The organism is Pseudarthrobacter sp. AB1, assembly GCF_014926485.1.
Taxonomy (GTDB): domain Bacteria; phylum Actinomycetota; class Actinomycetes; order Actinomycetales; family Micrococcaceae; genus Arthrobacter.
This window is the reverse complement of record NZ_PZKO01000057.1, coordinates 33,099-56,309: the sequence shown is the minus strand read 5'-3', so window position 1 is coordinate 56,309 and position 23,211 is coordinate 33,099. Positions and strand designations below refer to the sequence as shown.

Annotated in this window: 22 protein-coding genes and 2 pseudogenes; 11 read left to right on the top strand and 13 right to left on the bottom strand. The window is 65.5% G+C overall.

Going from position 1 to position 23,211, the window contains the following annotated elements; all coding sequences use genetic code 11:
• The 5 genes and pseudogenes from DAD99_RS15940 to DAD99_RS15920 form a co-directional block, all read right to left on the bottom strand.
• Nucleotides 1–429 carry an HIT family protein gene (locus tag DAD99_RS15940; RefSeq protein ID WP_185260946.1) on the bottom strand — a complete coding sequence of 143 codons (429 nt, stop codon included), beginning with the start codon at nucleotides 427–429 and terminating at the stop codon, nucleotides 1–3.
• Nucleotides 426–1,595, bottom strand: a complete 1,170-nt coding sequence (locus DAD99_RS15935) for an NAD(P)-dependent alcohol dehydrogenase (RefSeq protein WP_193342309.1) — start codon at nucleotides 1,593–1,595, stop codon at nucleotides 426–428. Before DAD99_RS15935 ends, DAD99_RS15940 begins: the two co-directional genes overlap by 4 nt.
• A gap of 91 nt (nucleotides 1,596–1,686) precedes the next feature.
• A pseudogene (locus DAD99_RS22325) lies at nucleotides 1,687–1,881 on the bottom strand (ATP-binding cassette domain-containing protein); the annotation flags it as partial.
• Nucleotides 1,882–2,053: 172 nt separating this feature from the next.
• Nucleotides 2,054–2,167 (bottom strand): annotated as a pseudogene (locus DAD99_RS22320) (NAD(P)-dependent alcohol dehydrogenase); the annotation flags it as partial.
• A 151-nt stretch (nucleotides 2,168–2,318) separates the two neighbouring features.
• Entirely contained in the window at nucleotides 2,319–3,260 is a 942-nt protein-coding gene (locus DAD99_RS15920) for a sulfurtransferase (protein WP_193342308.1), read from the bottom strand.
• Nucleotides 3,261–3,354: 94 nt separating this feature from the next.
• On the opposite strand from DAD99_RS15920, the gene DAD99_RS15915 reads away from it, so the two are divergent.
• Complete coding sequence (locus DAD99_RS15915) at nucleotides 3,355–4,434, top strand: PLP-dependent cysteine synthase family protein (protein ID WP_185260949.1); 1,080 nt, start codon at nucleotides 3,355–3,357, stop codon at nucleotides 4,432–4,434.
• 7 nt (nucleotides 4,435–4,441) lie between these two features.
• On the opposite strand, the gene DAD99_RS15910 is transcribed toward DAD99_RS15915, so the two are convergent.
• A complete protein-coding gene (locus DAD99_RS15910; protein WP_193342307.1) occupies nucleotides 4,442–5,098 on the bottom strand; it encodes an MBL fold metallo-hydrolase in 657 nt (218 codons plus the stop codon).
• Between the two features lie 110 nt (nucleotides 5,099–5,208).
• On the opposite strand from DAD99_RS15910, the gene DAD99_RS15905 reads away from it, so the two are divergent.
• A complete protein-coding gene (locus DAD99_RS15905) occupies nucleotides 5,209–5,691 on the top strand; it encodes a Fur family transcriptional regulator (protein WP_185263781.1) in 483 nt (160 codons plus the stop codon).
• Nucleotides 5,692–5,727: 36 nt separating this feature from the next.
• On the opposite strand, the gene DAD99_RS15900 is transcribed toward DAD99_RS15905, so the two are convergent.
• The 5 genes from DAD99_RS15900 to DAD99_RS15880 form a co-directional block, all read right to left on the bottom strand.
• Nucleotides 5,728–6,603, bottom strand: coding sequence for a metal ABC transporter permease (locus DAD99_RS15900; protein WP_185260951.1), 876 nt, complete (start codon nucleotides 6,601–6,603; stop codon nucleotides 5,728–5,730).
• On the bottom strand, nucleotides 6,603–7,418 hold the full coding sequence (locus DAD99_RS15895; RefSeq protein ID WP_185260952.1) for a metal ABC transporter ATP-binding protein: 816 nt from the start codon (nucleotides 7,416–7,418) through the stop codon (nucleotides 6,603–6,605). The genes DAD99_RS15900 and DAD99_RS15895 overlap by 1 nt, the downstream gene beginning before the upstream one ends.
• A complete protein-coding gene (locus tag DAD99_RS15890) occupies nucleotides 7,415–8,401 on the bottom strand; it encodes a metal ABC transporter solute-binding protein, Zn/Mn family (RefSeq protein ID WP_309233324.1) in 987 nt (328 codons plus the stop codon). The genes DAD99_RS15895 and DAD99_RS15890 overlap by 4 nt, the downstream gene beginning before the upstream one ends.
• A gap of 116 nt (nucleotides 8,402–8,517) precedes the next feature.
• Nucleotides 8,518–9,588 (bottom strand): hemolysin family protein, encoded by a 1,071-nt coding sequence (locus DAD99_RS15885; RefSeq protein WP_185260953.1) that lies wholly within the window; start codon nucleotides 9,586–9,588, stop codon nucleotides 8,518–8,520.
• Nucleotides 9,585–10,919 (bottom strand): hemolysin family protein, encoded by a 1,335-nt coding sequence (locus tag DAD99_RS15880; protein WP_185260954.1) that lies wholly within the window; start codon nucleotides 10,917–10,919, stop codon nucleotides 9,585–9,587. Before DAD99_RS15880 ends, DAD99_RS15885 begins: the two co-directional genes overlap by 4 nt.
• A 499-nt stretch (nucleotides 10,920–11,418) precedes the next feature.
• On the opposite strand from DAD99_RS15880, the gene DAD99_RS15875 reads away from it, so the two are divergent.
• The 5 genes from DAD99_RS15875 (at nucleotide 11,419) to DAD99_RS22315 (ending at nucleotide 17,724) form a co-directional block, all read left to right on the top strand.
• Complete coding sequence (locus DAD99_RS15875; protein WP_193342306.1) at nucleotides 11,419–15,219, top strand: multifunctional oxoglutarate decarboxylase/oxoglutarate dehydrogenase thiamine pyrophosphate-binding subunit/dihydrolipoyllysine-residue succinyltransferase subunit; 3,801 nt, start codon at nucleotides 11,419–11,421, stop codon at nucleotides 15,217–15,219.
• 121 nt (nucleotides 15,220–15,340) lie between these two features.
• Complete coding sequence (locus DAD99_RS15870) at nucleotides 15,341–15,940, top strand: GDSL-type esterase/lipase family protein (protein WP_099093407.1); 600 nt, start codon at nucleotides 15,341–15,343, stop codon at nucleotides 15,938–15,940.
• 99 nt (nucleotides 15,941–16,039) lie between these two features.
• Nucleotides 16,040–16,882 (top strand): DUF4097 family beta strand repeat-containing protein, encoded by an 843-nt coding sequence (locus tag DAD99_RS15865; protein WP_185260956.1) that lies wholly within the window; start codon nucleotides 16,040–16,042, stop codon nucleotides 16,880–16,882.
• Nucleotides 16,882–17,493 carry a PadR family transcriptional regulator gene (locus DAD99_RS15860; RefSeq protein ID WP_185260957.1) on the top strand — a complete coding sequence of 204 codons (612 nt, stop codon included), beginning with the start codon at nucleotides 16,882–16,884 and terminating at the stop codon, nucleotides 17,491–17,493. The genes DAD99_RS15865 and DAD99_RS15860 overlap by 1 nt, the downstream gene beginning before the upstream one ends.
• A 156-nt stretch (nucleotides 17,494–17,649) precedes the next feature.
• Nucleotides 17,650–17,724 carry a 50S ribosomal protein bL37 gene (locus tag DAD99_RS22315; RefSeq protein WP_104061284.1) on the top strand — a complete coding sequence of 25 codons (75 nt, stop codon included), beginning with the start codon at nucleotides 17,650–17,652 and terminating at the stop codon, nucleotides 17,722–17,724.
• Between the two features lie 118 nt (nucleotides 17,725–17,842).
• On the opposite strand, the gene rsrA is transcribed toward DAD99_RS22315, so the two are convergent.
• Together rsrA and DAD99_RS15850 are read right to left on the bottom strand one after the other, a co-directional pair.
• Nucleotides 17,843–18,103 (bottom strand): mycothiol system anti-sigma-R factor, encoded by a 261-nt coding sequence (rsrA, locus tag DAD99_RS15855; protein WP_185260958.1) that lies wholly within the window; start codon nucleotides 18,101–18,103, stop codon nucleotides 17,843–17,845.
• The gene (locus DAD99_RS15850) at nucleotides 18,100–19,005 is read right to left on the bottom strand and encodes a sigma-70 family RNA polymerase sigma factor (protein ID WP_375372252.1); all 906 of its coding nucleotides are present in this window, start codon (nucleotides 19,003–19,005) and stop codon (nucleotides 18,100–18,102) included. Before DAD99_RS15850 ends, rsrA begins: the two co-directional genes overlap by 4 nt.
• 235 nt (nucleotides 19,006–19,240) lie before the next feature.
• On the opposite strand from DAD99_RS15850, the gene DAD99_RS15845 reads away from it, so the two are divergent.
• Genes DAD99_RS15845 through hisN form a run of 4 tightly spaced genes read left to right on the top strand, consistent with a single transcriptional unit; the run spans nucleotide 19,241 to nucleotide 23,148 of the window.
• A complete protein-coding gene (locus DAD99_RS15845; protein WP_185260959.1) occupies nucleotides 19,241–19,777 on the top strand; it encodes a DoxX family protein in 537 nt (178 codons plus the stop codon).
• Nucleotides 19,778–19,783: 6 nt separating this feature from the next.
• A complete protein-coding gene (gene aroA / locus DAD99_RS15840; RefSeq protein ID WP_193342305.1) occupies nucleotides 19,784–21,184 on the top strand; it encodes a 3-phosphoshikimate 1-carboxyvinyltransferase in 1,401 nt (466 codons plus the stop codon).
• Nucleotides 21,168–22,283: a ribosome small subunit-dependent GTPase A gene (rsgA, locus tag DAD99_RS15835; RefSeq protein WP_193342304.1), complete on the top strand. Its 1,116-nt coding sequence runs from the start codon at nucleotides 21,168–21,170 to the stop codon at nucleotides 22,281–22,283. Before aroA ends, rsgA begins: the two co-directional genes overlap by 17 nt.
• Before the next feature lie 52 nt (nucleotides 22,284–22,335).
• The gene (gene hisN, locus DAD99_RS15830; RefSeq protein ID WP_104061136.1) at nucleotides 22,336–23,148 is read left to right on the top strand and encodes a histidinol-phosphatase; all 813 of its coding nucleotides are present in this window, start codon (nucleotides 22,336–22,338) and stop codon (nucleotides 23,146–23,148) included.
• Nucleotides 23,149–23,211: the final 63 nt, after the last annotated feature.

Below are 23,211 nucleotides of genomic sequence, written 5' to 3'. Positions count from 1 at the left end.
TCAGGCCTGCGGGACCTGCTCCGTGTAGCCGGCCGACCGCAGCCCTTCCCGGAGTTTTTCAGCGTTGGCGTCGAGCCGGGCCGGATCGGGATTCTGGTTGACCGAGCCGAAATCATAGTCGGCCATCGAGTTGGAGGGCCACACGTGGACGTGCAGGTGGTTGACCTCGTAGCCGGCCACGATCAGACCCGCGCGGGCGGCGTCGAAGACGTCGACCTGGACGGCGCCGATCTTGCGTGCCACCTCCATGACCCGGGCCAGCAGCTCGGGAGAGGCATCGGTCCAGCGGTCGACTTCCTCGGTGGGCACCACCAGGGTGTGGCCGTCGGCCAGCGGACCCATCGTCAGGAACGCCACTACATCGTCCTCGCGCCAGACGAACCGGCCGGGGATTTCACCGTTGATGATCCGGGTGAAGATGGTGCTCATGCGTCGGCGCTTCCCGACGGGGCGTGCAGGGTACTCACGTCCAGGACGAACCGGTACTTGACGTCGCCGGCCACCATCCGGTCGTAGGCGCCGTTGAGCTGGTCCGCCGTCACCATTTCGATGTCGGAGACCACCCCGTGCTCGGCGCAGAAGTCCAGCATTTCCTGGGTCTCGGCGATTCCGCCGATCAGCGATCCGGCGTAGGCGATACGGCGGCTGATGAGGGCACCGGGGTTGACGGGCGGCATCGCCTCAGAGGGCAACCCCAGCTGAAACAGCGCGCCGTCCTGGCGGAGCGTGCGGAAGTACGGGTTGAGGTCGTGCGGGGCGGCGACGGTGTCGATGATGACATCGATGCTGCGGTCCGCGGCGGCCATCGCGGCCGCGTCCTTGGAGAGGATGACGTCGTCTGCGCCGAGTTCACGGGCGGCGGCGAACTTCTTCTCCGAGGTCGTGAAGACCTTCACCTCGGCACCCATGGCCTTGGCGATCTTGACGGCCATGTGGCCGAGTCCGCCGAGGCCGACGACACCAACGACGTCGCCCTCTTCGACCTCAAAGTGGTTCAGCGGCGAGTAGGTCGTCACGCCGGCGCAGAGCAGCGGCGCCGCGGCGGCCGCGTCCAGACCCTCCGGGATGGTCAGAACATAGTTGCGGTCCACCACGATGGAGGTGGAATAGCCGCCCTGGGTGACGGCGTCGGCGTTGCGCGGGTCTTGGGCGCCGTAGGTGCCGATCATGCCGTTTTCGCAGTACTGCTCGAGGCCCTCAAGGCAGGCCTCACATTCGCGGCAGGAATCGACCATGCAGCCGACGCCGACGCGGTCACCGACCGCGTAGTCGTCGACGTCGGAGCCGACACGGCTGACACGGCCCACGATTTCGTGGCCCGGGACGAGCGGGTACTTGTCGCCGCCCCATTCACCGCGGGTGGCGTGGACATCGGAGTGGCACAGGCCGACGAAGTCGATGGAAATCTCGACGTCGTCGGCCTTGGGTGCACGGCGTGCAACGGTCAGCGGAACCAGGCCGCTGTCAGGGGCCGTGGCGCCGTAGGCTGCAACGAGGGTGCTGCCGTCAGCCTGGACGTTATCGTTCAGCTGGACGTCACCCAGCTCGGGAAGGGGCGTGGCGAGGGGCGGGGGTACGGGTCGTCCGGGAGTCATAATCTGACGTTACGCCCGTTGCCGTACCGTTATCTAATTCGTCCGCTCACAGCGATACCGGCCAGTAGCTTTCCCCGGAACCGGGGCACCGCAGCCGGACGATGGAGTCGCTGCGTTCGTGGTCCAGAGCTGCCGTGGGTTCGTCGACAAGCAGGATTCTGGGGTCTCCCATCCGGGTGCGGGCGATGTTGACCCGTTGGCGCTGTCCGACGGAGAGCTGGTGCGGGCGTTTGTCCGCGCAGGATGAGAGTCCCCCGATGTCGAGGAGTTCCGCTGCCCTGGCCCGGCGCCTGATCATGGCTCCGGGGTTGACCGGCGGCATGGCGTCGGACGGCAAGCCCAGCTGGAACAGCGCACCGTCCACTCGCAGGGGCGACGGCGGCCGGGTCGAGGTTTCCGGGAACGCGGACCACGTAGCGCCGGTCCACCATCACGGCTGACGAGTAGCCGCCCTGGGCGATAGCGTCGCCGTTGCGTGGATCCTTGGCGCCGTAGGTCCCGGTCGACCCGCTTTCGCAGTACTGTTCCAGGCCGTCCAGGCAGCTCTCGCATTCACGGCACGAATCAACCATGCAGCCGACTCCCACGCGGTCCCCCGGGGCGAAGTCTGCACCGCCGAACCGATGCGGCTGACCGTTCCGATGATCTCGTGGCCGGGGACCGCCAGTGCCGGAATCAGTTTCCGGATCGGTGCCCAGATGCACAGCAGGATCGGCAACAGGATCATTCGGCAAAACGGGGCGGGCAAGGGGCGGCGGTACGGGGCGTCCTGGGGTCATCCTTCGACGCTACCCCCCCGCGGGCCGCCGCATGGCCACTCGGGCCGCTTCCCGTGGCCACCGGCCGGGCCGGGTTGTTGGACCATTCCGAGAAGGATCCCGGATAGAGTGCGGCCTGGAATCCGGCGATTTCGAGGGCGGCCACCTCATGGGCGGCGGTCACGCCCGAGCCGCAGTACACGGCCACGGGGACGTCGTCACGGACGCCTAGTTCCTCGAACCGGCGCCGCAGCTGGTCGGCCGGCAGGAAGAGGCCGGCTCCGTCCACGTTCTCCGTTGTTGGTGCGCTGCGGGCGCCCGGAATGTGGCCGGCACGGGGGTCAACGGGTTCAAATTCGCCCCGGTACCTTTCGCCGGCCCGGGCATCCAGGAGGACGCCTGTTGCGGGCCAGTCTGCCGCTCCGGCCGCGTCGATGCTGGGCATCCTGCCTCCAGCAGGGGAAACATCAAAGGAAACACGTCCGACGGCGGCGTCCACCGGTCCGGTGTCCAGCGGCAGTCCGGCGTCCAGCCAGGCTGCCAGGCCGCCGTCGAGCAGGTATACGTCCTGGAACCCGGCGTTCCGGAGCATCCACCAGAGGCGGGCGGCAGCCATGTTGCCGCTGTTGTCGTAGGCCACCACGACGTCGCCGTTGTTGACCCCCCAGCGCCTGGCAGTTTCCTGGAACTCGTCGTGGACGGGCAACGGGTGCCTGCCGCGGGCAGGAGTGGCCGGCGTCGCCAACTCGGTGGAAAGGTCCACAAAAACTGCGCCCGGGAGGTGCCCTTCAAGGTAGTGCTGCCGGCTGTGCGGGTCTCCCAGCGCCCAGCGGACGTCCAGCAGCACGGTTCGCTGGCCGGCGTCGGAACGCGCCGCCAAAGCCGGGACATCCATCAGTGGACCCATCGTTCTCCTTGGCAATTGCGGGGTGTGCAGTTCCTGATCCAACTCTAGCTCCGGCAAAGCGGCCGGCGGGGAGGGCCGCCGGTAGGCTGGTTGGGTGAAGAACGCGAGCGCGGACCGGGCTTGGGCTGATGAGGCCATCCGAAAAGTAAATGCAGAAAACAACCGGTCCGCCGATACCCATCTCTATTCGGTACCGCTGCCGCAGCAGTGGGGCGTCCAGCTTTACCTCAAGGACGAATCCACGCACCGTTCCGGGAGCCTCAAGCACCGGCTGGCCCGCTCCCTGTTCCTGTTTGGGCTGGTCAACGGCTGGATCTGCGAAGGTACCACCGTCGTGGAGGCTTCCAGCGGCAGCACAGCGGTCTCGGAGGCATATTTCGCGCAGCTTCTGGGGTTGCCGTTCGTAGCGGTCATGACCCGCACAACGAGCCCGGAAAAGATCGCGCTGATCGAACAGTTCGGCGGCTCGTGCCTGTTGGTTGACCATGCCTCAGAGGTCTACGCCGCGGCGGCGGACGTCGCTGCCACGTCCAACGGCCACTACATGGACCAGTTCACCTACGCGGAGCGGGCCACGGACTGGCGCGGCAACAACAACATCGCGGAGTCCATCTTCGGGCAGCTGGCGCTGGAGGAACACCCTGTTCCCCACTGGATCGTGGTGGGCGCGGGGACCGGCGGCACCAGCGCGACCATCGGCCGCTACCTGCGCTACCGCGGCCACAACACGCGCCTTGCGGTGGTGGACCCGGAGAATTCCGCATTTTATCCCGGCTGGGTGAACGGTGCGGGTGGAACCAGCACCGGCCTGCCGTCACGGATCGAAGGCATCGGCCGCCCGCGGATGGAACCGAGCTTTGTGCCCGCCGTCATCGACCACATGATCCAGGTTCCGGATGCCGCGTCCATCGCAGCCATGCGGCACCTGCGCACGGTCGCCGACCTGCATGCCGGACCGTCCACCGGCACCAACCTGTGGGGGGTCTGGCAACTCGTGGCGGAAATGGTCGCCGCGGGCCAGCGCGGCAGCATTGTGTCGTTGATGTGCGACGGCGGCGACCGCTATGCCGGCAACTACTACAATCCGGTGTGGCTGTCCGGCCAAGGCCTGGACCCCGAGCCGCATGAGGAAGTCATCCGCCGGTTCTTCGAGACCGGCGTCTGGAGCGCATAGCTGCTGTTCAGATCTCCACCGATTCCCGCGGGGCAAGGCGGGTGTACTCGGTGCCGTATTTCCGGCCCAGCCGGGCCACGTGGGATTCTGCGACCTTCAGTCCGGTTTCGTTCAGCAGCCCGTCGTGGATCTGGAAGGCACGGGGGGCCCGGACGGCGATGACAAAATCCACCACCTCGCTGACCTTGCTCCACGGTGCGTGGATCGGAACCAGCAGCGTCTGCACGCTGAGGCCGTCCGGGATGATGAAAGAGTCCCCCGGGTGGTACACGTTGCCGTCCACCAGGTAGCCGATGTTGGCCACGATGGGAACCTGGGGATGGATCAGTGCGTGCTGTCCGCCGAAGCTGCGCACGTTGAAGCCGGCCGCGTCAAAAGTCGAGCCGGGTTCAACGGTGTGGATCCGTGCTGCCGCCTGGGGCGCCACCTCCCGCAAGTGGGCGGCCACTCCGGCCGGCGCGAAGACCGCCAGTCCGTCCGAGCCCTGCAGGGCGTTGACCATGGCCGGCACATCCACATGATCGCCGTGCTCGTGGGTGATGAGCACGGCCTGCGCCCCGGCCAGGGCTTCGGCGGTCTCGGAGTATGTTCCAGGATCCAGCACCAACACCCGGCCGTCCTGCTCAAGCCGGACGCATGCGTGGGTGTACTTTGTCAGCCTCATAGCGCCAGCCTAGGGTCCGGCCCCCGGCCTGTCCAAGGCACGTCCGGCGGCGCGCTCCCGGCTGGTAATCTGGATGATTGCCACCGTCCCTCAGGGAAGCGAGTACGTTCATGCCGTTCGGCACCAAAACTGGCGCGACGCCGTCGAACGCTGCATCCGGCGCAGGAACCGTCAGCGCGCCCGGCAAGGAGCAGCGCGTCACCAAGCAGCGTGTAGCCGTCAGCGCTGCCCTGGACGAGCTGGATGACTTCGTCAGCACGCAGGAGCTCTACCGCATCCTGCAGAACAAGGGCGTCTCCGTTTCACTGGCAACGGCGTACCGGATCCTGCAGTCCCTCGCGGACGACGGCCTCGTGGACGTCCTGCGCAACGGCGAGGGCGAAGCGGTCTACCGGCGCTGCGCTGTTACCGGGCATCACCACCATCTGCTGTGCCGCAACTGCGGGAAGGCCGTGGAAGTGGAGGCTCCGGCGGTGGAAACCTGGGCGGCCCGGATCGCCACGGAACACGGCTACACAGAAGTGGCTCACACCGTGGAGATCTTCGGCCTGTGCCCGGACTGCACCGCCCTCAGGGCCGCCGGCAAGCTCTGACAGCCAGCGCTGCCTGGTTCGTCACGGTTGACCGTGTCAGCGGGCGTGCACCAGACGGCCGTTGATGCCCTTCTTGGCGCGGACACTGCCCACGACGCGGCACACCACGTAGATCAGGAACGACAGCGTGGTGACATAGGGGCTGATGGGGATCCGCCCACCCAGGGCCAGCAGGATTCCGCCCACCGTGGCCGTGACGGCAAAAACAACGCTGAGGGCCACCACGGCCACCGGAGCGGAGGTCACGCGGAGCGCCGCGGCTGCCGGAGTGATCAGCAATGCGAGTACCAGGAGCGCCCCTACCACCTGGATGGACAGCGCTACGCTGACTCCCAACAAGACCATAAAGATCAGCGCGAGCGTCCGCACGGGCACCCCGCGGGCTTCGGCCAGTTCGGGATCAACGCTGGCAAAGTTCAGCGGGCGCCAGATGGCCACCAGGGCTGCGATGACCAGCACGGCGGCGCCGGCGAGGACCTGCAGCTGGACGGTGTCCACGGAGACGATCTGCCCCGTAAGCAGCCCGAATTTGTTTGCGGCACGGCCTTGGTAGAGCGACAAAAACAGGATGCCGAGCCCAAGCCCGAAGGGCATGATCACCCCAATGATGGAGTTTTTGTCCCGAGCCCGGACCCCCATCAGGCCCAGGAGCAGCGCCGCCGCCACCGAGCCGATCAGCGAGCCGAACACGATGTCCGCGCCGATCAGAAGCGCAAAGGCCGCCCCGGCGAAAGAGAGCTCGGAAATGCCGTGCACGGCGAACGCCAGGTCCCGTTTCATCACGAAGGTGCCCACCAGCCCGCCGAGCAGGCCCAGCACGGCCCCGGCCCAGAGGGAGTTCTGGACCAGCACCAGCAACTCGCCGTAGTTCTCGAAGCTGAAGATCGCTCCGATGATGCTGTCCGCATCCATCAGGCCACCTCCCCCACCGTTGCGTGGACATCGGCATGGTGGTGCGTGGTTGCGTCGGGCAGGCCGACGACGACGATGCGCCCGTTCGCGTGGATGACTTCCACGTGGCTGCCGTACAGCTCGGACAGGACCTCGGTGGTCATGACCTGTTCCGGGGTTCCCACTCTGAAGCGCCCGCCGGCCAGGTACAGCACCCGGTCAACGTAGTCGATAATGGGGTTGATTTCGTGGGTGACAAATACCACCGCGCTGTTCTGGGCGTGGCATTGTTTGTTGATCAGGGCGCTGACGGCCTGCTGATGGTGCAGGTCCAGGGACAGTAACGGTTCGTCGCAGAGGAGGACCTTAGGGTCCGTGGCCAGCGCCTGGGCCACCCGGAGGCGCTGCTGCTCGCCGCCGGAGAGCTGGCCCACCGGGACTTTGGCGTAGTCGCTGGCGCCCACCAGCTCGAGAAGCTCGTCGATCCTGCGGTTTGCCCGGGACATGCCCAGCCGCAGTCCCCAGCGGTGGCCGTCCACGCCGAGCCCTACCAGGTCCCGGGCACGCATGGGCGTGTCCGGAGCAAAGGATTTCTGCTGCGGAATGTAGCCGATCAGGTTGCTGCCGCGCTCCACGGGACGGTCGCCCAAGGTAGCCCGGCCGGACTGCAGTTCCTGAAGGCCCAGGAGGACCTTGAGGAAACTGGTCTTTCCGCTGCCGTTGGGGCCCAGGACGGCGAAAAACTCGCCGGGCCTGATATCCAGGTCGAGACCCTCCCAGAGCAAGCGTTTGCCGAACTGCAGGGACGCCCCGCGGAGGCTGACCACCGGTTTCAACTATTTGTCTCCAAAACTCTGCTGACGTTGTCAACATTGTCCGTCATCCATTGCAGGTACGTCTTGCCCTCAGGCAGTGTTTCGCTGAAGTCAATGACCGGAACGCCCGCTGATTCGGCTGCCTTTTTCAGCGCCTGCGTCTGGGGACCCTCTGTCTGTCCGTTGTAGGCCAGGAACCTGATGTCCTTGGACCCGGCCAGGTCCGTGGCTGCCTTCAGCACCGCGGGCGGAACGTCAGAGCCTTCCTCGATCGCGGCGGTGTAGTCGGCCGGAGTCTTGTTCTCCAGCCCGGCTGCCTCAAGCAGGTACAGCGGGACAGGCTCGGTCAGGGCCACACCTGCGCCTGTTCCGTTGGCCTTCAGAGTGGCGAGCTTGCCGGCAAGACCGTCCACCCGGGCTTTGAAGGTTGCGGCGTTGGAAGTGAAGAGGGCGGCTGAGCCCGGTTCGAGTTCACCCAGTTTGGCCGCCACTGCATCAGCGAGCTTGTCCATGGCAGCCAGGCTGTACCAAACGTGCTCGTTGAACTCACCGTGATCATGGCCGTCAGCCGGCTCGCTCGACGCCGGCGAATCAGCGTGGTCTTCCTTCGGCGCCAGGCCAGCCACCTCGACAGCGGTGACTATATTGCTGTGCGGGATGTTGCTGTCGTCGGCCATCTTGTGGAGGAAGGCGTCGTAGCCGCCGCCGTTCTCGATCACCAGTTCCGCCTTGGAGACCAGCAGCCGGTCCTGTGCGGTGGCCTCGTAGGAGTGCGGGTCCTGGCTGGTCTTGGTGATGATGGCGGTGACGTTGACTTTGTCCCCGCCGATGACCGCCGCAATGTCCCCGTACACGTTGGTGGACGCCACCACGTCAACGACGCCGGCGGATGAGTCGGTGCCGGACGTCGCCGACGGCGCACCGCCGGAGCCGCAGGCGGTGAGCAGCAGGCTCATGCCGGCGAGGGCGGCCAGGGACGTTCGGATGGCGGCGGGATGGCGCACGGAAACCTCAGTTCAGTACAGGGATGGACTTTTTGCGTCTCCAAAAAGCTTACCCCTAAATGTGAATGATTCCTATTTAGGATAGCCGCGCCGGGCCCTTCCGGACCCGGGCGCGTTCAGCCTCCGTTCGGCTCGCCCAGTCGCCTGATGCCGGTGGCCTGCGTTGCGTCCCGGATCTCTCCCACCAACTGCTCGATCACGTCTTCCAGGAAGAGGACGCCGTGGGTCTGCCCGTCCGCACCTATCACGCGGGCCAGGTGTGAGCCCGTGCGCTGCATGACGGACATGGCCGTTTCAACTTCGTCGTCCAGCGCGAGGTTGGCAAGGGAACGGATCCTGCTCTCGGCGATGGGGTGCTGGTAATCCGACTCGGGAATGGACAGCACGTCCTTCACATGGAGGTAGCCGGACAACATGCCGTCGTCGTCCAGCATCGGGAACCGTGAGAACCCGGTCCGGCTGACGGCTTTTTCAAATTCCACCGGGGTGGTGGCCGCCTTCAGCATGACCAGATCGTCCAGTGGAACCATGATGTGCGAAGCCGTGTATTCGGAGAATTCCAGGGCGCCGGTGATCAGGCCCGCGTCATCGTCCACCAGCCCGTGACGGGTTGATTCCTGCACGATCGACTGGACTTCCTCGAGCGTGAAGGACGAGTTCACCTCATCCTTGGGCTCAATCCGCAGGAGCTTGAGGATGTGGTTGGCGGACCAGTTCAGCGCGACGATGGCCGGGTTGACCAGCTTCGCAACAAACATCAGCGGCGGGGCCAGCAGCAAGGCAGCCTTGTCCGCCACCGATACCGAGATGTTCTTAGGCACCATCTCGCCGAACGTCACGTGGAGAAAGGTCACCACCATCAAGGCGATGCCGAACGCTGCGACGTCGGCAACTTCCACCGGCAGCCCAACGGCTTCCAGCGGAGCCGCCATCAGGTGGTGGATGGCCGGTTCGGCCACCTGCAGGATCAGCAGCGAGCACACGGTGATGCCCAACTGCGCGCAGGCCAGCATCAAGGAGACGTTTTCCATGGCGCGCAACGTGGTCTGCGCCCGCTTGGAACCGGCTTCGGCGAGAGGTTCGATCTGGCTGCGCCTGGCCGACATCACGGCGAACTCGGCGCCGACAAAAAACGCGTTCCCCAGCAGGAGGACAACCAGCCAGGCAATTCCGGCCCAGTCACTCATCGTTCCCTCCTGTCGTCCGGAGCAGGCTCCGCTTCGGGTGCTGCCGGATGGAAGGAGATCCGCTCGATCCTTCGGCCGTCCATCCTGGTCACGCTCAGCGTGCCGCCGCCGACGTCGACGGTGTCCCCCACTGCGGCGATCCGGCCCAGCTCACTCATGACGTACCCGCCCACGGTTTCGTAGGCGGCTTCGTCCGGAACGGTCAGCCCCGGAATCTGTTCGGAAAGCTCGTCAGGGCGCAGCAGCCCGGGGAAGTACCAGTCGCCGGAGGCGCTCTGCAGCAGTCCCGGGCGTACCTTGTCGTGCTCGTCGGACACTTCACCGACGATTTCCTCCACCAGGTCCTCAAGGGTGGTGATGCCGGCGGTTCCGCCGTATTCATCCAGGACAATCGCGAGTTGCAGGTTTCCCTCCCGCAGCTCGGCCAGGAGCGCATCGAGGTGGATGGTCTCCGGCACGCGGAGGACATCGGTCATGATGGCTCCGGCCTCCAGGTTGGCCCGCCGGTCCCACGGCACTGCAACGGCCTTCTTGACGTGCACCAGGCCCTTGATGTCGTCGGAGGACTCCCCGATGACGGGGAAGCGGGAGTACCCGGTGCGCCGGGCGGCGTCCAGGATGTCCGATACAGGCTGGTCGGCATCGATGGTCTCCATCCGGATCCGGGGCGTCATAACGTCGGCAGCCGTCCGGGCTGAGAAGTTCAGGGTCCGCGCCACAAAGTTGGCCGTCCCGGCGTCGAGCGTTCCCATGGCGGCGGAGCGCCGCACCAGGGAGGCGAGCTCGGCCGGGGTCCGGGCACCGGAAATCTCTTCCTTGGCCTCCAGGCCAAAGACATTCAGTACCTTGTTGGAAAAACCATTGAGCACCACGATGGCGGGCTTAAAGATGGCCGTAAAGACCAACTGGGGCCGCGCCAATGCTTTGCCAACCTGGAAGGACAGCGCAATGGCCATGTTCTTGGGCACCAGTTCGCCAAGCAGCATGGACAGCAGCGTGGCCAGCACCATGGCGATGACCAGGGAAACGGATGCCGCAGCCACTTCGGGAATTCCGACGGCGGCCAGCGGGCCCTCGAGGAGGCGGCCCACCGACGGTTCCATCACGTAGCCGGTCAGAAGTGTGGTGAGGGTAATGCCGAGCTGACAGCTGGAAAGCTGGGTTGAGAGGGATTTCAGGCACTTGAGCAGCGGGACGGCACCCGTGTCACCGTTGTCGATGGCACGTTGGACCGTGGCCTGGTCAAGGGCAATCAGGGAAAATTCGACGGCGACGAAAAAGCCGGTGCCGGCGATCAGCAGGAGGCCTGCCGCGAGGAGCAACCACTCCATTCAGCATCCCGCCCGAAGGTCGGGAGCAATGGTGTGAGGCCGGGGGAAACGGACCGGCGGAGGATGATCGGCCGAAGCCGATGCTGTTTCCATAGGGGCTCCGCCGGGGTGGGCTGACGGAGAGTGATGGGCGCGTGTTCGGGGTTTGCCGGCTCTGCGGGTGGACTGCGCGGTGCTGTATTTCATGCTCCGCTGACAGCCCCCAGGCCGGCACCTAGATTTACTGTCCATAAGAATTTCAGTCTACAGGAGCAGATTGCGCCTTTCGGCTGGCCGCTGATGATCGCGGCGCGCCCGCACCGGGAAGGCTTCCGGACGCCACAATCCGTGATCTCCGCGTCATTGCCATGATTTGGGTCACCGTTATTGGCAGTTAACACAGAATGCTCATTAGACTGGCAACGGTCCGGGTTCAGGACGCAGAGACTGGTTCGAATGTTGTGCTGCGGCACCGTGGCGGCCAGAGAGAAATCAAACTCATGGAAGAGGCGTATTTCAAGTGCCAGAGCAGCCTAGCCACCGTCTACCAGAGGAATTTGGCGGAAACGAGTGGCTCGTTGACGAACTGTACGAGCAGTATCAGAAAGACAAGAACACGGTGGATACCAAATGGTGGCCCCTTTTCGAGTCCTTCGATTCAGGCAGCGGTTCTTCTTCCAACGGAAGCACGGCGGTAGCCGTGGCCCACCCAGCAACCCGCGAAATGCCGGCTGTACCGCCGGCACCTCCGGCTTCTGCAACAGCTGCACCGGCAACGTCGCCGGCTGCACAGCCTGCGGCGCCGGCCACCGCCCCCGCGGCGGCAAAGAAAGCTCCCGCTACGGTCGCCCGCGATGGCGCGAAGAAGACCGAGCCCGGAAGCGGGGCCCAGCCGATTCCCGCCCAGCTTCCCAAGAACGTCAAGGCACCCACGGCCCCGGAAGAGGACGTGGTATCCGTTCTTCGCGGCCCGGCCAAGGCCATTGCCACCAACATGGTCACCAGCCTTGAGGTGCCCACGGCCACGAGCGTCCGGGCTATTCCGGCCAAGCTGCTGATCGACAACCGCGTGGTCATCAACTCCAACCTCGCCCGTGCACGCGGCGGCAAGGTTTCCTTCACGCACCTCATTGGCTACGCCGTGATCCGGGCACTGGCCCAGTTCCCTTCGATGAACGTCTACTACGACGAAATCGACGGTAAGCCCAGCGCTGTCCAGCCGGCCCACGTCAACTTCGGCATCGCCATTGACATGCCCAAGCCGGATGGCAGCCGCCTTCTCATGGTGCCTAACATCAAGAAGGCAGAGACCCTCAACTTCTCCGAGTTCTGGCACACCTATGAAGACCTCATCAAGCGTGCCCGCGCAGGTAAGCTGACCGCTGATGACCACTCCGGCACCACTGTGTCCCTGACCAACCCCGGCGGCATCGGCACCGTTCACTCCGTGCCGCGTCTGTCCAAGGGACAGGCTGCCATCATCGGCGTCGGTGCCCTGGACTACCCAGCCGAATTCCAGGGTTCCAGCGAAAAGATCGTTGCGCAGAACGCCATCAGCAAGGTCCTCACGCTGACGTCCACGTATGACCACCGCGTCATCCAGGGAGCCGGCAGCGGCGAGTTCCTGAAGCTTGTGCACCAGCTGCTGCTCGGGGCCCAGAACTTCTACGACGACATCTTCGAATCCCTCCGGATCCCGTACGAGCCCGTGCGCTGGAGCCCGGACCTGCAGGTAGACCCGGCCGACGAGATCAACAAGGTTGCCCGGATCCAGCAGCTTATCCACTCCTACCGTGTGCGCGGCCACCTGATGGCAGACACCGATCCCCTGGAGTACGTCCAGCGCAAGCACCCGGACCTTGACGTCCTCACCTATGGGCTGACCCTGTGGGATCTGGACCGCGAGTGGCCCACCGGCGGGTTCGGCGGCAAGCCGATGCTCAAGTTCCGCGACATCCTCGGTGTCCTCCGTGACGCCTACTGCCGCACCACCGGCATCGAGTACATGCACATCCAGGAGCCTGAAGAGCGCAAGTGGTTCCAGGACCAGCTGGAGCACGCGTACTCGAAGCCGAGCCGCGAAGAGCAGCTGCGCATCGTGTCCCGGCTCAACGCGGCTGAAGCATTTGAAACCTTCCTGCAGACCAAGTTCGTCGGCCAGAAGCGCTTCTCCCTGGAAGGCGGCGAATCCCTGATTCCGCTGCTGGACGCCATCATTTCCGATGCCGCTGACGACGGACTGGACGAGGTTGCGATCGGTATGGCCCACCGCGGCCGCCTGAACGTCCTCACCAACATCGCCGGTAAGACCTACGCCCAGGTGTTCCGCGAATTCGAAGGCACGCAGGATCCCCGCTCCGTGCAGGGCTCCGGCGACGTGAAGTACCACCTGGGTACGGAAGGCACCTTCACCTCGGAAAACGGCAACGAGACCAAGGTCTACCTCGCCGCTAACCCGTCCCACCTCGAGGCGGTCGACTCCGTGCTCGAAGGCATCGTCCGCGCCAAGCAGGACCGCCTGGACCAGGGCGAGGCCTTCCCGGTGCTGCCCCTGATGGTCCACGGTGACGCTGCATTTGCCGGCCAGGGCGTGGTTGCCGAAACGCTGAACCTGTCCCAGCTCCGCGGCTACCGGACCGGCGGCACCATCCACGTCGTGGTCAACAACCAGGTGGGCTTCACCACTGCCCCGTCATCGTCGCGTTCGTCCACGTACTCCACGGACGTCGCCAAGATGATCCAGGCGCCAGTGTTTCACGTGAACGGCGACGATCCCGAAGCTGTGGTGCGCATCGCGCAACTCGCCTACGAGTTCCGCCAGCGCTTCCACAAGGACGTTGTGATCGACATGGTGTGCTATCGCCGCCGTGGCCACAACGAGGGTGACGACCCCTCGATGACCCAGCCCATGATGTACAACCTGATCGAAGCCAAGCGCTCCGTCCGCAAGCTGTACACCGAGGCCCTCATCGGCCGTGGCGACATCACCGAGGAAGAAGCCGAGCAGTTGCTCCGCGACTACCAGGAACGGCTGGAACGGGTCTTCGCTGAGACGCACGCGGCCCAGACCTCGCCCATCCCGATTATCACTGCGGACTCCGCCGCCGTCTCCGACATTGAGCGTCCCATCGCCCAGCAGGCTGACTTCGGCACCAACGCCCCGGCCTCCACTGCCATCTCGCCGGAGACCCTGGCGCACATCGGCAAGGCCCATGTCCAGATCCCCGAGGGCTTCACCGTCCATGCCAAGCTCAAGCAGCTCCTCGAAAAGCGCGAGCAGATGTCCCGCGAAGGCGGCATCGACTGGGGCTTTGGCGAGATCGCGGCCTTCGGTTCGCTCATCATGGAAGGCGTTCCCGTCCGGCTTGCCGGCCAGGACTCACGCCGCGGCACGTTTGTGCAGCGCCACGCCGTGTTCCACGACCGCGCCAACGGCGGTGAGTGGCTGCCCCTGGGCCACCTCTCCGATGACCAGGCCAAGCTGTGGATCTACGACTCCCTGCTGTCCGAATACGCGGCCATGGGCTTCGAATACGGCTACTCGGTGGAACGCCCGGATGCCCTGGTGCTGTGGGAAGCGCAGTTCGGTGACTTCGTCAACGGCGCGCAGACCATCATCGATGAGTTCATCTCCTCGGCCGAGCAGAAGTGGGGCCAGCGCTCCTCCCTGGTCCTGATGCTGCCGCACGGCTACGAAGGCCAGGGCCCGGACCACTCCTCCGCACGCATCGAACGCTTCCTGCTGATGTGCGCCGAAGAGAACATGATCGTCGCCAACCCCACCACGGCGGCATCACACTTCCACCTGCTGCGCCGCCAGGCCTACAGCAGGCCGCGCAAGCCGCTGATCATCTTCACTCCGAAGCAGCTGCTGCGCCTCAAGGCTGCCGCGTCGTCCGTCGAGGACTTCACCACGGGGGCCTTCCGCACCGTCATCGGCGACCACGAGCAGTTGGCGGCAGACGCCGTCGAACGCGTACTGCTGGTCTCCGGCCGCCTGTACTACGATCTCCTGTCCACCCGGCAGAAGACCGATGACAAGACCACCGCGATTGTCCGCGTGGAGCAGCTCTACCCGCTGCCGCACGAAGAAATCGCAGCGGAACTGGCCAAGTACCCGAACGCCGAGGTTGTCTGGGCACAGGACGAACCCGCAAACCAGGGGCCGTGGCCGTTTATGGGACTGAACCTCCCGGAGGCGCTGGACCGGCGCGTCCGCCTGGTGTCGCGTCCCGCGTCGGCCTCCACTGCGGCGGGCTCCATGAAGCGGCACGCTGCCGAGCAGGATACGCTCCTCAAGCAGGCATTTGCACGGAAGTAGTACCAGTGGCTGCCCGGCCGGACGTCGAAATACCAGACTCCGGCCGGGCAGTTCTGTTTAATGAAGATGGATCATAGCCACGCCGGTTGGCCACAACCGGCACGGACGTTAAGAGGGACTTGTGGAAGACAGGAAGCTGCGGATCGCAGCTGTTGGAGATGAACTGCTTGCCGGGCTGGGCGATCCCAGGGCCCTCGGCTGGCTGGGCCGCGTGTTGGCCCGCACTCCGCAGGACGGCATGGTCATGGAAGCGTACGCCCTCCCCTGTCCCCAGGAAGGAACCGAAGGGCTGGCTGCCCGCTGGCAGGAGGAGGCCGGACGGCGGTTCGGCGACCAGCACGAAAACCGCCTGGTGATCGGCCTCTCGGGCCGGGACATCGAGTTCGGCCTTTCCACCGCCCGCAGCCGCCTGAACCTGGCCAATATCCTGGATACGGCCACGCAGAACCGGATCGAGGTGTTTGTCGTTGGCCCGCCGCCCACGCTGGACCCGGTACAGAACCGCCGGCTCGCCGATCTCAACACCGCTTTCGCTGACGTCACCACCAGGCGCAAGCACCTCTATGTGGACACGTTCTCCCCGCTGCTGAACCACGAGCAGTGGCGCCAGGACCTTGCGGCCAACACCGGCACGCCAGGGCAGGCGGGCTATGGCCTGATGGCCTGGCTGGTCCTCCACCGCGGCTGGTTCCAATGGCTGGGCATGGACGCCCCCGAGTAGGCTTCAAGCTCCTTCAGTCGCGATATATCTTGACCGGCTCCCCCGGACCGTTGTATCTTGGGGTAATCAGTCACGATATATCGCGTTTTTGGAGGATTCATGACAGAGGACAGCTGGACCGTCACAGGTCCGCAAAGCATCGATGTTGGCCACGTCAGGTCGCTGAAGCTGGGCATGGTCCGCGGCAGGTTCGACGTCGTGACCCACTCAGAGGCCGTTGTTCGCGTGGAGATCAACGAGGTCCAGGGCGATCCTGTGTCGGTGACGCTGACGGACGGCAGGCTTGAGGTCCGCCATCAGCTGCACGGCCCCCAGGGCTGGTTCAAGAACCTGATGGGCACGGTCAACCACAACAGCAACAACTCAGCGGTTATCAGTATTGCCCTGCCGGCCGGCGTGGAGGTGGAGGCCGGGACAGTCAGCGGCGATGGCCTCGTCTCCGGAATCAGCGGGCACACCCGGCTCAATACCGTCTCGGGTTCAGTGATGGCAGACGGAACGTCCGGGGAACTTCACGTCAACACCGTCAGCGGCGAGGTCATCGCGCGAAACCACGACGGCGTCCTGACCGCCAAGAGCGTCTCCGGCGAGGTCACCGCCTCCGGCCGGTTCAGCAACATCCGGGCTCACACGGTCAGCGGCGACATGAGTTTTGACTTGCTCGGATTCACCCACGATTTCGGTGCCAATTCAGTCTCCGGCGACCTCACCATCAGGCTGCCCCACGACGTCGGGGTGGATATCGTGGCGAAGTCTGCCAGCGGCGTTGTGGTGATTGATGACCAGCAGTACTCCCAGCCCGGCGGCAAGGTGGAAACCATTGCCGGACCGGACGGCAAGCTGATGCTGGTCCGGACGAACTCGGTGTCTGGGAAGACGTCCATCTTCCATGGCCAGCCGGCCCGCAACGACGACGCAAGAAGCCCGGAAGCGGGGCACTGATGCCCCCGGTGTTCGCCCATGGGGCGCTCCGGTTGTACCTGCTCGCGCTGCTGGAGTCGGGGCCCAAACACGGTTATGAACTGATCAAGGCCCTCAGCGAACGGTTCGGCGGTACGTACTCCCCCAGCGCGGGAACCATCTATCCGCGGCTGGGGAAGCTGGAGGAAGAGGGGCTCGTTGACACCGAGTCTGTTGGCCGCCGCACCAACTACCGCATCACCGCGGCTGGCATTGCCGAGCTCAACAAGCGCCGGGAGGAACTCGCGGGCGTCGAGAACGACATTTCCGCTTCCGTCCGCCGCCTGGCGGACAACCTGCGGTCGGATATCCGCGCCAACATGCGCGGGTTGCGGGCTGACCTGGCGGCTACAGCGGAGGCGGCCCGTTCCACGGCGCGGGCCGCGGATTTCAGGAGAGTCGGCCGCCTGTCGTCCGAAGGCTTCCGGGAGCTGAAGGAAGCGGAGATGCTGCTGCAGGCGTTCCGGGACGACCTGCGGGTGGAGCTGCGGCTGCAGGCCACCCGGCAACCGCTGAGCGCGCTCACACTGGAAACCGTCAGGACCGTGCTGGACCAGGCGCGCATCTCCATCCGCAACTCACTGCCTGGCTGAGCCGCATGCTGAGCCGACCGGCTGAGCAAGCCGCCGGACGCCGCCGCCGCTCAGTATTGGCCCCGGTCACAGCCCGTTTCGGTTTCGCGGCGTGTCCCATGGTGTGGGAGACTTGAGGGCAGCTCTTTTGAGTACCAACATTTAAGGAGGCCAGCTATGAGCAAGCGTGCACGTAAACGTCGTGACCGTAAGCGTGGCGGCGCGAACCACGGGAAGCGCCCCAACGCCTAAGCTAAAGCTTGGAAAACGGTTTAAGCGAAGGACCCCGGAAGCCACTCGGCTTCCGGGGTCCTTCGTCTTTGCGCTGTTCTTTTTGCGCCTGCAGTACTGCAGGCGGGTGGCGCTTGTGTCAGGCGTCCACCGGGCGGATGGAGTGGATCCGGTCCAGGATGGCGTTCTTCAGGTTTTCCGGAGCGGCCTCGGTGCACGAGCGCTTCACCATGGTGCGGATCACGCACTCCAGGTCGTACTGCTCGGTGCACTCAGGGCACTCATCAAGGTGGGTCTTGATTTCCGTGATGTCCTCGCGGGTCAATGCCCCGTCGAGGTATTCGTAGATGCGTTGCATCCGGGCGTCATCGCAGTCGCCTAGTCCTTGGCAGTCGCTCATTTCCTGTTCTCCTGTTTTGTGCTCGCGGCCGTGTCCTGTGATTCGACGGCGCCTTTGAATCCTCGTTCGGCGGCATAGTCCGCCAGCATGTCCCGCAACATTTTCCGGCCGCGGTGGAGCCGGGACATCACTGTCCCGATGGGCGTGTTCATGATGTCTGAGATTTCCTTGTACGCGAAGCCTTCGACGTCGGCGAAGTACACCGCCAGCCGGAATTCCTCGGGAATCGCCTGGAGCGCCCGCTTGACGTCCGAGTCCGGCAGGTGGTCCAGCGCCTCAGCTTCGGCTGAGCGCAGGCCCCGGGAGGTGTGCGACTCAGCCCTGGCAAGCTGCCAGTCCTCGATGGTGTCCGAGTTCGACTGCAGGGGTTCGCGCTGCCGCTTGCGGTAGAGGTTGATGTACGTGTTGGTCAGGATCCGGTACAGCCAGGCCTTGAGGTTGGTACCGGGCTTGTACTGGTGGAACGCTGAGAACGCCTTGGTGTAGGCCTCCTGGACCAGGTCTTCAGCATCCGCGGGGTTCCTGGCCATCCGCATGGCGGCCGAGTAGAGCTGATCCACGTACTGCATGGCATCACGCTCAAAACGGACCCGGCGTTCTTCCGCTGATTCGGTGGCCACATCCACGGGTTGCTCAGTGGGCGCGGGCTCGGCGGACACAGGCTCGGCGGACACGGCCTCAGCGGCCGCAGGGACGCCCGCTTTAGGCTGCGCGTCGCTTCCTGCCGGCGTTTCACTGCTGGCATTGGCTTCGCTGCTTGTTTTGGCTTCGCGTTCGGATGCCTCATACATGGCCTCGAGGGCCGGATCCAGGGTGCTCATTGCGTTCAAGTCTACTGTGACGGCCCTGGCACGTGATGTTCCGTACTCCGGAGGATCGGATTCCAGAGTCTGCAGCGCCACCGGCCCGGTGGGTTCCGTCCCGTCCTTCAGTAACCTCAAGGGCAACTCCACTCTGTCTCAGGCCAGGGTGTTCCAGGAAAATATCTGCCCGGCAATCCATGGTGTGTCAATTCGTCCGGTGTTCGGCGGACCCGCAATTCATAACCGCCGGCGGCAGGCAAATATTCCTCAAAAGTGCAAGACTAGAACGGACTCCGCCGCATTCGGTGCGGTTCGTCCAGCCAGGAGGAAATCCATGTCCTTTGTCCGTACTCTCGCCCGCCCCATGCTGGCTTCCAGTTTCGTCGTCGCCGGACTGGACAAGCTGAAGAACGCCGATGACACCGCCACCCAGCTCTCGCCGTTCCTGCAGAAGGCGGCCGCGTCGCTGCCGTTCCAGGCCGACGAGAAGATGCTGGCACGCGTGATCGGCGGAACGCAGGTGGGTGCCGGCGTACTGTTCGGCCTGGGCAAGTTCAGCCGGCTCTCGGCATCACTGCTGACCGTCATCTCCCTCCTTAATACCTTTGTGGAGTGGCGCAGCGCGGACATCAGCACCAAGGAAGGCCGCCAGGCCCGCCGGAACCAGCTGCTCAAGAACGTTTCCCTCAGCGGCGGCGCCCTGCTCGCCTCAGTGGACACCGCCGGCAAGCCGGGCCTGGCCTGGCGTGCCGAGCACCTCGCCGCAGACGCCCGGAAGTCAGCTGCAGGTGCGCGGAAGACCACCGGCCAAAAGTTCCACAAGGCGGACAAGGCCGTGCGCCGCGCCGTGGATCACGCAACGGGGGCGTAAGGACGGATGACCGGTTCCACCCCGCCCGCAACCACGGACCCGCGCATCAGCACCGACACCGTTCCGCACTGGCCGGCTCCCTTCGCCGGCAGGCCCATCAACGCCACCGTGACGGTGCCTGGTTCCAAGTCCCTGACCAACAGGTTCCTGGTCCTGGCTGCGCTGGCTGACGGGCCGTCCCGTCTCCGCGCACCCCTGCATTCCCGGGACTCCGCCCTGATGATCGAGGCCCTCCGCCAGCTCGGTGCCACCATCACGGAGGTGCCCGGCGACGGAGCATTCGGGCCGGACCTTGAGGTCACGCCGCTGAGCCAGGAGGCGCCGTCGTCGACGACGCACATTGATTGCGGCCTCGCCGGAACAGTGATGCGTTTTGTTCCGCCGCTGGCGGCGCTGCGCAACGGCGTGAGCGTGTTCGACGGCGATCCCCACGCCCGGAAGCGCCCCATGGGCACCATCATCGAGGCCCTGAGAGCCCTCGGAGTGGCCCTGACCGCGGACGACGGCGGGACCCCCTCGTCACTGCCGTTCACCGTTGAAGGCACCGGGCAAGTCCGGGGCGGCCACCTGGTGATCGACGCCAGCGCGTCATCCCAGTTTGTCTCCGCCCTCCTGCTGGTCGGCGCCAGGTTCACCGACGGACTCCACCTGGAGCACGTGGGCAAACCCGTGCCCAGCCTGGACCACATCAACATGACGGTTGCCGTACTTCGCGGCGTCGGCGTGACCGTGGACGATTCCCTGCCGAACCACTGGGTGGTGGCCCCGGGCCCCATCCGTGCTTTTGATCAGCGCATCGAGCAGGATCTCTCCAACGCCGGCCCGTTCCTGGCCGCAGCATTGGCCTCCGGCGGCACCGTCCGCATCCCGGACTGGCCCGCCGGCACCACCCAGGTGGGGGACCTCTGGCGCAGCATCCTGGCGGACATGGGCGCGGACGTCAGCCTCGCTGACGGCGTCCTGACCGTCACCGGCGGGCCAGAGATCAAGGGCGCGGATTTTGATGAAACCAGCGAGCTCGCCCCCACCGTGGCGGCCCTCTGCGCCCTGGCCGCCGGACCTTCACGGCTGACCGGCATCGCGCACCTGCGCGGCCACGAGACGGACCGGCTGGCCGCGCTCGTCACCGAAATCAACCGCCTCGGCGGCGACGCGGAAGAGACCAGCGACGGCCTCGTGATCCGCCCGGCCAAGCTGCACGCCGGCGTCGTCCACAGTTACGCGGACCATAGGATGGCCACTGCCGGCGCCATCCTCGGCCTCGCAGTTCCGGGCATCGAGGTCCAGGACATCGCCACCACGGCCAAGACCATGCCGGAATTCCCGCAGATTTGGGCGGACATGCTCGCCCAGGGCGCGTCCGCCGGCGACGCCACGGAAGGTTCCGCTGGTGGCACGCAGCACTGATTCCTGGGACGAGTCCGACGTCCGGATCCGGCCCAGCAAAAAGGGCTCGCGGCCGCGCACGAAGGACCGCCCCAGACACGACGACGCCGTGACGGGCCGCATCATTACCGTGGACCGCGGCCGGTACACCGCCGTCGTCGGTGAGGACTCGGGCGACGAACGGATCATCATCGCCGCGAGGGCCCGCGAACTGCGCCGCTCCCCCGTGGTGGCCGGCGACTTCGTCTCCCTTGTAGGCGATGTGTCCGGGGAGCCCGACACCCTGGCCCGGCTGGTCCGGATCCAGGACCGCAGGACCTTGCTGCGCCGCAGCGCCGATGACACTGATCCGATCGAGCGTGCGGTGGTGGCCAATGCCGATCAGCTGGTGGTGGTGGTGGCCGCCGCGAACCCGGAGCCACGCACCGGCTTCATTGACCGCGCCCTGGTGGCCGCGTACGACGCCGGCATCGAGCCGCTGCTGCTGGTGACCAAGGCGGATGTCAAGGATCCCGCGGAACTGTTGTCCAACTATGAGCACCTCGACTTCCCGGTGATCATCAGCCGTACGTCGGACTCCGAGGCCTCAGGTATCGATGCCCGCTCCGATGACGGCCTCTCTGCCCGCCTGGACGGAGACGCGGTTTCGCAACTCCGCGCGTACCTCGAGGGCAAGGTCTCGGTGATGCTGGGCCATTCCGGCGTGGGCAAATCCACCATGGTCAATGCGCTCACCGGGGCCGAACGGGCTACCGGTGGCGTGAACGCGGTGACAGGCCGCGGCCGCCACACGTCGTCGTCGGCCCTTGCCCTGAAACTGACCGGCGCCCCCGCCGGTAGCTGGATCATCGACACTCCTGGCATCCGCTCGTTCGGCCTGGCCCACGTGGATCCGGACCGGATACTAAGGTCCTTCCCGGACCTGGAACCGGGCACGGATGCCTGCGAGCGTGGTTGCAAGCACAACACCGCGGCCGTCAACTGCGGCGTGGATTCCTGGGTGGCGGCCGGTCAAGCGGGCCCCACCGGCCCGGCCCGGCTCGCGTCCCTGCGGCGGCTGCTCGGCACTGATCCGCGCCTGGTGGGCCAGGAAACCAAGGAACTAGGCAGCATCGGCTAGACGGAACGCCGATGTCCCCAACCCTGCGGTCCGGAGACGGTAGTTTGGAACCATGATCCAACCCGCTTCGAGCTACAACGATGACTTGCGCCTTGCCCATGTGCTGGCAGATTCCGTGGATGACCAGACCATGAGCCGCTTCAAGGCACTGGACCTCCGCATCGAGACCAAGCCGGACCTGACGCCGGTTACGGACGCGGACAAGTCCGCGGAGGAAGCCATCCGCGGCCAGCTGTCCCGCTCGCGTCCCCGCGACGCCGTGCTGGGCGAGGAATTCGGCAGCTCGGGCCATGGCTCCCGCCGCTGGATCATTGATCCCATCGACGGCACCAAGAACTTTGTCCGCGGCGTCCCGGTGTGGGCCACCCTGATCGCCCTCGTGGACGAAGGTGAACCCGTGGTGGGAGTGGTCAGCGCGCCCGCACTGGGCAAGCGCTGGTGGGCCGCCAAGGGTTCCGGCGCGTACATGGGCAAGTCCCTCGCCGCCGCAACGCGGCTCCGGGTCTCGGACGTCTCCAAGCTTTCGGATGCCTCCCTGTCCTACTCCAGCCTGGGCGGCTGGAAGGAGCGCGGCAATCTGGATGAGTTCCTGGGCCTGACCGAGGACGTGTGGCGCACGCGCGCCTACGGCGATTTCTGGTCCTACTGCATGGTGGCCGAAGGTTCCGTGGACATCGCCTGCGAGCCCGAACTGAACCTCTACGACATGGCTGCCCTCGTGCCCATCGTGGTGGAAGCCGGCGGCCGCTTCACCTCTTTGGAGGGACAGGACGGGCCGTTCGGCGGAAACGCCCTGGCCACGAACTCCATCCTGCACTCAGAGGTGCTCAAGCGGCTGAACCCGGACCTGGACGATCTCCTCTAGGCACTTTCTTCGAATTATCGACGGCGGACGCCCCCTCAAGGGGGCGTCCGCCGTCGTATCTTC

Coding starts and splice junctions, on each gene's coding strand:
- DAD99_RS15940 (WP_185260946.1), bottom strand. CDS start 429: ATGAGCACCATCTTCACCCGGATCATCAACGGTGAAATCCCCGGCCGG.
- DAD99_RS15935 (WP_193342309.1), bottom strand. CDS start 1,595: ATGACTCCCGGACGACCCGTACCCCCGCCCCTCGCCACGCCCCTTCCC.
- DAD99_RS15920 (WP_193342308.1), bottom strand. CDS start 3,260: ATGGGTCCACTGATGGATGTCCCGGCTTTGGCGGCGCGTTCCGACGCC.
- DAD99_RS15910 (WP_193342307.1), bottom strand. CDS start 5,098: ATGAGGCTGACAAAGTACACCCACGCATGCGTCCGGCTTGAGCAGGAC.
- DAD99_RS15905 (WP_185263781.1), top strand. CDS start 5,209: ATGCCGTTCGGCACCAAAACTGGCGCGACGCCGTCGAACGCTGCATCC.
- DAD99_RS15900 (WP_185260951.1), bottom strand. CDS start 6,603: ATGGATGCGGACAGCATCATCGGAGCGATCTTCAGCTTCGAGAACTAC.
- DAD99_RS15885 (WP_185260953.1), bottom strand. CDS start 9,588: ATGAGTGACTGGGCCGGAATTGCCTGGCTGGTTGTCCTCCTGCTGGGG.
- DAD99_RS15880 (WP_185260954.1), bottom strand. CDS start 10,919: ATGGAGTGGTTGCTCCTCGCGGCAGGCCTCCTGCTGATCGCCGGCACC.
- DAD99_RS15865 (WP_185260956.1), top strand. CDS start 16,040: ATGACAGAGGACAGCTGGACCGTCACAGGTCCGCAAAGCATCGATGTT.
- DAD99_RS15860 (WP_185260957.1), top strand. CDS start 16,882: ATGCCCCCGGTGTTCGCCCATGGGGCGCTCCGGTTGTACCTGCTCGCG.
- rsrA (WP_185260958.1), bottom strand. CDS start 18,103: ATGAGCGACTGCCAAGGACTAGGCGACTGCGATGACGCCCGGATGCAA.
- DAD99_RS15845 (WP_185260959.1), top strand. CDS start 19,241: ATGTCCTTTGTCCGTACTCTCGCCCGCCCCATGCTGGCTTCCAGTTTC.
- aroA (WP_193342305.1), top strand. CDS start 19,784: ATGACCGGTTCCACCCCGCCCGCAACCACGGACCCGCGCATCAGCACC.
- hisN (WP_104061136.1), top strand. CDS start 22,336: ATGATCCAACCCGCTTCGAGCTACAACGATGACTTGCGCCTTGCCCAT.